Source organism: Luedemannella flava, assembly GCF_039528515.1.
GTDB classification, from domain to species: domain Bacteria; phylum Actinomycetota; class Actinomycetes; order Mycobacteriales; family Micromonosporaceae; genus Luedemannella; species Luedemannella flava.
The window spans coordinates 1-4,607 of the sequence record NZ_BAAALT010000259.1; the positions used below are offsets into that span (position 1 = coordinate 1).

Annotated in this window: 3 protein-coding genes; 2 read left to right on the forward strand and 1 reads right to left on the reverse strand. The window is 71.9% G+C overall.

All coding sequences use genetic code 11. The features are described from left to right. Positions 1-327 precede the first annotated feature (327 nt). On the forward strand, positions 328-2,115 hold the full coding sequence (metG, locus tag ABD211_RS29160; RefSeq protein ID WP_344138762.1) for a methionine--tRNA ligase: 1,788 nt from the start codon (positions 328-330) through the stop codon (positions 2,113-2,115). A 475-nt stretch (positions 2,116-2,590) separates the two neighbouring features. On the opposite strand, the gene ABD211_RS29165 is transcribed toward metG, so the two are convergent. Next, positions 2,591-3,718 (reverse strand): hypothetical protein, encoded by a 1,128-nt coding sequence (locus ABD211_RS29165; RefSeq protein ID WP_344138764.1) that lies wholly within the window; start codon positions 3,716-3,718, stop codon positions 2,591-2,593. Positions 3,719-4,038: 320 nt separating this feature from the next. Here ABD211_RS29165 and ABD211_RS29170 point away from each other — a divergent pair. Next, positions 4,039-4,607, forward strand: a 569-nt coding sequence (locus ABD211_RS29170; RefSeq protein WP_344138766.1) for a DUF885 family protein, incomplete at its 3' end; no start/stop codon positions are given.

Below are 4,607 nucleotides of genomic sequence, written 5' to 3' on the forward strand. Positions count from 1 at the left end.
CCGGCACCGGCTCGGGCGGCTCGGCGGGCCGCACCACGCCGGCATCCGGGTCGGTGCCGGCCGGGGCGTCTCCCGGGCGCTCGTCGCGCCACCATGTGGCGTCCGGGCTGGGCGCCGGCCAGGGCGCGCCGCGGCCGGTCTCGTCCTCCGGTGGCTGCTGCGTCACGGATCTCATTGGACACCGACCCGACCTCGGTGGGTGTGCGCCGCGCCGCGTCCGGCAGTGTTGAAGGTCGCTGACCTTCCTCCGGAGAAATGCGCTCCTCCGGAAGGCGCGCGACTAACCTCGTCGCGAACCCCCGGACGCGGTCACTAGGCTGGCTAACCATGAGTCACGTCCTCTCCGCGGTCGCCTGGCCCTATGCCAACGGCCCGCGCCACATCGGTCATGTGTCGGGCTTCGGGGTCCCCTCCGACGTCTTCAGCCGGTACCAACGCATGGCCGGCAACGACGTGCTCATGATCTCCGGGACCGACGAGCACGGGACGCCGATCCTCGTCGAGGCGGAGAAGGAGGGCGTCGGGCCCCGCGAGCTGGCCGACCGGTACAACCGCGTCATCGTGGAGGACCTGGTCGCGCTGGGCCTGTCGTACGACCTGTTCACCCGGACCACGACCCGCAACCACTACGCGGTCGTGCAGGAGCTGTTCCGCGGCGTCCACGGCAACGGGTACATGATCGAGCAGACCACGCACGGCGCGATCTCCCCGTCGACCGGGCGCACGCTGCCCGACCGCTACATCGAGGGCACCTGCCCCAAGTGCGGCTACGCCAGCGCGCGCGGCGACCAGTGTGACAACTGCGGCAGCCAGCTCGACCCCGAGGAGCTGATCAACCCGAGGTCGCGGATCAACGGCGAGACCCCGAAGTTCATCGAGACCGAGCACTTCTTCCTCGACCTGCCGGCGCTGGCGCCCGCGATGGGCGAGTGGCTGCAGACGCGCACGGACTGGCGCCCGAACGTGCTCAAGTTCGCCACGAATCTTCTTGATGACGTGCGGCCGCGGGCCATGACCCGCGACATCGACTGGGGCATCCCCGTGCCGCTGCCGGGCTGGCAGGACAACCCCAACAAGCGCCTGTACGTGTGGTTCGACGCGGTCGTCGGCTACCTGTCGGCGGCGGTGGAGTGGGCGCGCCGCACCGGCGACCCCGAGGCGTGGAAGCGCTGGTGGGCGGCCGACGCCGGGGCGACGTCCTACTACTTCATGGGCAAGGACAACATCACCTTCCACGCGCAGATCTGGCCCGCCGAGCTGCTCGCCTACAACGGCGAGGGCACCAAGGGCGGCGAGCCGGGTCCGCTGGGGAAGCTGGCCCTGCCGACCGAGGTCGTGTCGAGCGAGTTCCTGACGATGGAGGGCCGCAAGTTCTCCTCGTCGCAGCGTGTCGTGATCTACGTGCGCGACTTCCTGTCCCGCTACGACGCCGACGCGCTGCGGTACTTCGTCGCGGTCGCCGGGCCGGAGTCCACCGACACGGACTTCACCTGGTCGGAGTTCGTGCGGCGCAACAACGACGAGCTCGTCGCGGGCTGGGGCAACCTCGTCAACCGGTCGATCTCGATGGCCGCGAAGAACTTCGGCTCGGTGCCGGTGCCCTCGTCGTTGACCGCCGAGGATTCGGCGCTGCTCGACTCCGTGCGGGGCGCGTTCGACACGGTCGGCTCGCTGATCGCCACGCACCGCCAGAAGGCCGCGATCACCGAGGCGATGCGGGTCGTCGGCGAAGCCAACAAGTACCTCTCCGACCAGGCGCCCTGGAAGATCAAGGAGCCCGAGCGGCGGGACCGGCTCGCGACGATCCTCTACGTCGCGCTGCAGGCGGTCAGCGACCTGAACACGCTGCTCACCCCGTTCCTGCCGCACGCCGCTCAGAAGATCCACGAGCTGCTCGGCGGCCAGGGCGTACACGCGCCGATGCCCGAGATCCGCGAGGTCGAGGACCTCGACGGCGGCCCGGGGTACCCGGTGATCATGGGTGACTACACGGTCGGTGCCCGTTGGGAGCACGTGGAGCTGCCCGCCGGCCGCCCGCTGTCCGCCCCGAAGCCGGTCTTCAAGAAGCTGGACCCGTCCGTCGTCGACGAGGAACTGGCCCGCCTGGCCTCCTGACCCGCGACGCCCCGGGGCGCCACCCGCACAGCGGCGTGACGCTCCGGGGCAGGTCCACGCTCGTGTAGCGAGCGTCGGCGCCGCTCACCCCGGCCAGATGTGCACATGTGGCGGGGGTGAGGGCGTCGCGCTTCGCCAACTGTGAGCATGTGGCGAATGGCTGTTGGGCTGGGGCGCTAGATGTGCACTTGTAGTGAGGAGGCAGGCGCCGCACCCCGCGAGCTGTACACATCCGGCGACGGTTCGACGCGGCCCGCGCAGGGGTCCGCCATGAGATGACGCGATCGCGGGTGAGACGCCGAACGCGCTGATAGGAGTGAGTCGTCCCGGCGATGTTCGAGCCCGCCAAGAGGTCGCCCTTGGTGGCGTGCGGTCGCGCTCAGCTCGCCAGACGGTCGCCTTGGCCAATGGGGAGTCTGCGGCAATGGCGGGGCGCGGGGCGGACGGATGCACCGTGGGGTTCCGTCGTGGCGGGTCAGAGGGGGTAGGGGGTTTCGGTTTCGTGGAGGTCGGCGCACTCGCTGAGGGGGGCCCAGACCTCGTAGATGCCGCGCTCGACGCACTGGGCGCCCAGGTCGAGGATCGACTGGGCGTCGGGGTGGCTGATGCGCAGGCGCAGCCAGTCGCCCTCGGTGCGGACGACCGTGCAGGGCACGCCCCGCCAGGTGGCGCGGCAGGTGCGGCGGGCCAGGGTCTCCAGCAGGAAGTGCGGGGCGCGGCCGCGGGCCAGGACGCGGAACTCGTGGGGCGGGTCGGCCAGGGCGTCGTAGAGCTCGCCGTGGAAGTGGCCCACGAGGCGGGTGGTCGGGGCGGCCGCGTCGGTGTTCGTCGCGACGTACTCCTGGTCGATCTGGAGGCCGGGGGCGCCGGCGAGCAGGTTGCGCCACTGGGGGCCGAACAGGCGCAGCCAGGCGCGCTGCTCGGGCAGGTAGGAGTAGAGGGGGACCTCGTCGCCGGCGGCCGTGTGCGCCACGATCGTGGAGTTCGCGGGCAGGGGGAGGTCGGCGAGGTCGGTCGTGACGAACTCGGGGATCAGGTGCTGGCGGCTCGGTGCGAAGCCCGTGCCGAGGACGGGCGGGCCGATGCGCTCGTGCGGCGGGATGTTGGTGAGCCCCGGGTAGGCCGGGAGGTCGTCGACCGGGGCGGCGAACGGGATGTCGTAGTCGATGGGGTCGGTGGCGCGCCAGCGCAGCACGAAGACGACGTCGTGGGCGGCGCCGGGGGCTGGTTGAGCGCCGGTGAGGATGCTCAGGTCGGCGGCCGTGCGCAGGTCCGCGAGGTCGGTCGACCGGTAGCAGAAGCCGGAGATGAGCCGGCCGGCCAGGAACCCGGGGAGCTGGGCCGCCGTGAAGATCTTCTTCATCCGGGTGCCGCGCTGCACGGTGGCGGTGCGGCGGACGCGGGTGATGAGGCGCTGTTCGGCGTCGGGCCCGGTGCCGGCGTGGTGGCGGGGGGTCTGGCTCAGCTCGTGGACGCGCTCCCAACTCAGCTGCCGGGTGACCGGCGCGAGCAGAGGCGTGTCGTCGTTGTCATCGAGAACGTGCGGCAAAACGGCCCGCGGGGGAGCCATCTCCCGGGCGGGCGGAGATGCGGTGTCGCGCATCGTGACCACCACGGCAACGTACCGTGGGCGCGTGACGGGACGGTTAACCGTTCGTGACACCCGAGCCACGGCCGGCAACCGAGGCAAGACCCCCGATAAGCCACTCGGGGGGCCCGCCCGCGGCGCTCGGGCGAACCCCCCGACCCCTCGGAGGATGGTTCGTGGCTGTGCGGTGGTGCCGATCACGTCTTGGCTGATCAAGATCTGGGAGCGTTCCCATGGAAGCGCTCCCAGACAAGGTAGCACCTGGCGGGCTACGCGTAAACCACCATCGACCTGCGTGGACGTGAACGGTCGGAGATGCGGGGTAGGTTGCCCTCATGGTCCCCGAGTTCCCCGCCCTCGCCGCCCGCGTCGTCGACGAGCTCCTCGCGGCCGATCCCGGCCTGGCCCGCCGGGCCGGCGACCACCGGGTCGACGGAGAACTGCCCGACTGGAGCGCCGACGCGGTCGCGGCCCGGGTCGTCGTCCTCCGCGACGCGGCCGACGCGCTCAGCTCCCTCGACGTGGACGCGCTCGACGTCCCCGAACAGGTCGACCACGCCCAGCTGACCAACCTCGTCGACCGCACCCTCTACGCCCTGACCGAGGTGCGCGACCACGAGTGGGACCCCCTGACGCACAACCCGGGTGGCCTGATCCACGCGCTGCTCGCCCGGCCGTTCGCGCCCGCCGAGGAGCGGCTGGCCCGCCTCGCTTCGCGGTTGGGCCAGGTGCCCGACGCCCTCGCCACCGCGCGGACCGTGCTCACGGACTGCCCCCGGGTGCACCTGGAGACCGCCGTCGGCCAGTTCGAGGGCGCCGCCGCGCTGGTCCGCGACGAGGTGCCCGGCCTGCTCGCCCAGGCGCCCGCGCTCGCCGCCCAGGTCACCCCCGCCGCCCAGGCGGC

Excerpts from the sequence above, each read along its gene's own strand:
- metG (WP_344138762.1), top strand. The coding sequence starts at position 328 with ATGAGTCACGTCCTCTCCGCGGTCGCCTGGCCCTATGCCAACGGCCCG.
- ABD211_RS29165 (WP_344138764.1), bottom strand. The coding sequence starts at position 3,718 with ATGCGCGACACCGCATCTCCGCCCGCCCGGGAGATGGCTCCCCCGCGG.